The following is a 1439-nucleotide window of genomic DNA, read 5'->3' as shown; positions in this document are numbered from 1 at the left end:
ACGCCCGCGGAGATTTTGGACCTCTACAGAGAAGGGCAAAGTAACCTCAGGGCCGAGAAAAACGGGTCTTAAGGGAGTCCAAGTCGTGAGGAATGTTCCTTCTTGGTATAGTGTCCCGTTTAGTGCGTCTAGCCAGCATAGTAGCTCCCCATGCTTAGTCCAGATGACGCAAAACCAAGTACAAAAGATTTTCTACCGCCTCCTCTCCACAGAACACCTCCATCACCTTCGTCCGCCGTTTCACCTCCTTCGCCAACCGTTCCAGTTGATTCGTGGTGTAAAGATACCGCCGGATGGGCTTAGGATGCCGCAGAAACGCCAAAAGGGCATAAGCCTTGGTCTCCCAGCGCTCTACGATCTTGGGATAGATGCCGCCCCACCGCTCCCGCAGCTTCCGTAGGCCTTCCTTGGCTTCCTCTTCCGTCTCCACCCGGTAAATCCTCTTGAGCGCCTCGGCCAGGGCCTCGCGGTCCTTCTTCCTAGCCTTGTTCAGGGCATCCCGCACGGCATGCAAGACACAAAGCTGCCAATCTGCCTCGGGAAAGATCTTCCTGATCGCCTCCTCTAGACCCGGAAGATCATCGGTGATAAAGATCCGCGCCCTTTGAATCCCCCGTCGTTTCAGATCTTTGAGCACCTCCTCCCAATTCCTGGCACTTTCCCCTTCCGCCCCAAACAGCCAAAACCCCAGGATCTCCCGACGCCCATCAGGCTTGATCCCGAGGGCAATGTACACCGGTTCCTTGGCCGTTTCCCCTCGGCGAATAGAGAGGAAGGTTCCGTCCAGAAACACCGCGTAGTACTCCTCCCCAAGCGGCCTTTCCCGCCAGGATTTCACTTCTTCTTTGGTGACCGCGATGAGGCGGGAGATGCTTTGGGGCGAGTAAAAGGCTCCGTAGACTCCCTCCAGGAAGCGGGAGATGTTCCTCGTGCTCACCCCGACCGCGTAGAGGGTGAGGATGGCTTCCGAGAGGTCTACCGAAGCGCGCTTCCGGTAGGGGAGGATCCGCGGACGAAAATCCCCTTCCCGCACGCGGGGCACCTTGAGGTCCTCGATGGAGCCAGCGAGAGTGAGGAGGTCACGGGTGTAGTACCCGTTCGCCTTGGTAGAGTGCTCCCCGAGATAGACCTCCCTCTCCTCCCGCATAAGGCTCTCCAGAAGGTTTCGGACCATCGCCTTGAGCTCCTCCGCGAACCCCTTTACGATCTCGTCACGTGTTTCCTTGTGCATGGTAGCTTTCCCTCCTTTCGAAAGGCTCTTCCAACGGGAAGGCTACCATGCGGCCCCACAGACACACTTGCCGTTACACTACCTGGAAGTTCCATGGGGGTGGGTTAGGATCTAGGGCCATGCGACGAAACTTGGATGGCCTTCTTTTTCCCCGTTCGGTGGCGGTAGTAGGAGCTTCGGCAACCCCTGGAAAAGTCGGGCATGCTCT

General features: G+C 57.5%; 1 protein-coding gene. It reads right to left on the bottom strand.

The features are described 5' to 3' along the window. Positions 1-154: 154 nt before the first annotated feature. Positions 155-1231, bottom strand: a complete 1077-nt coding sequence (locus tag H5T41_11120; GenBank protein MBC7109309.1) for an IS256 family transposase — start codon at positions 1229-1231, stop codon at positions 155-157. Between the last annotated feature and the right edge of the window lie 208 nt (positions 1232-1439).

Source organism: Methanomassiliicoccales archaeon (assembly GCA_014361295.1).
In the GTDB taxonomy this organism is placed as follows: Archaea; Thermoplasmatota; Thermoplasmata; order Methanomassiliicoccales; family JACIVX01; genus JACIVX01.
This window is presented reverse-complemented; position numbering and strand designations above follow the sequence as displayed.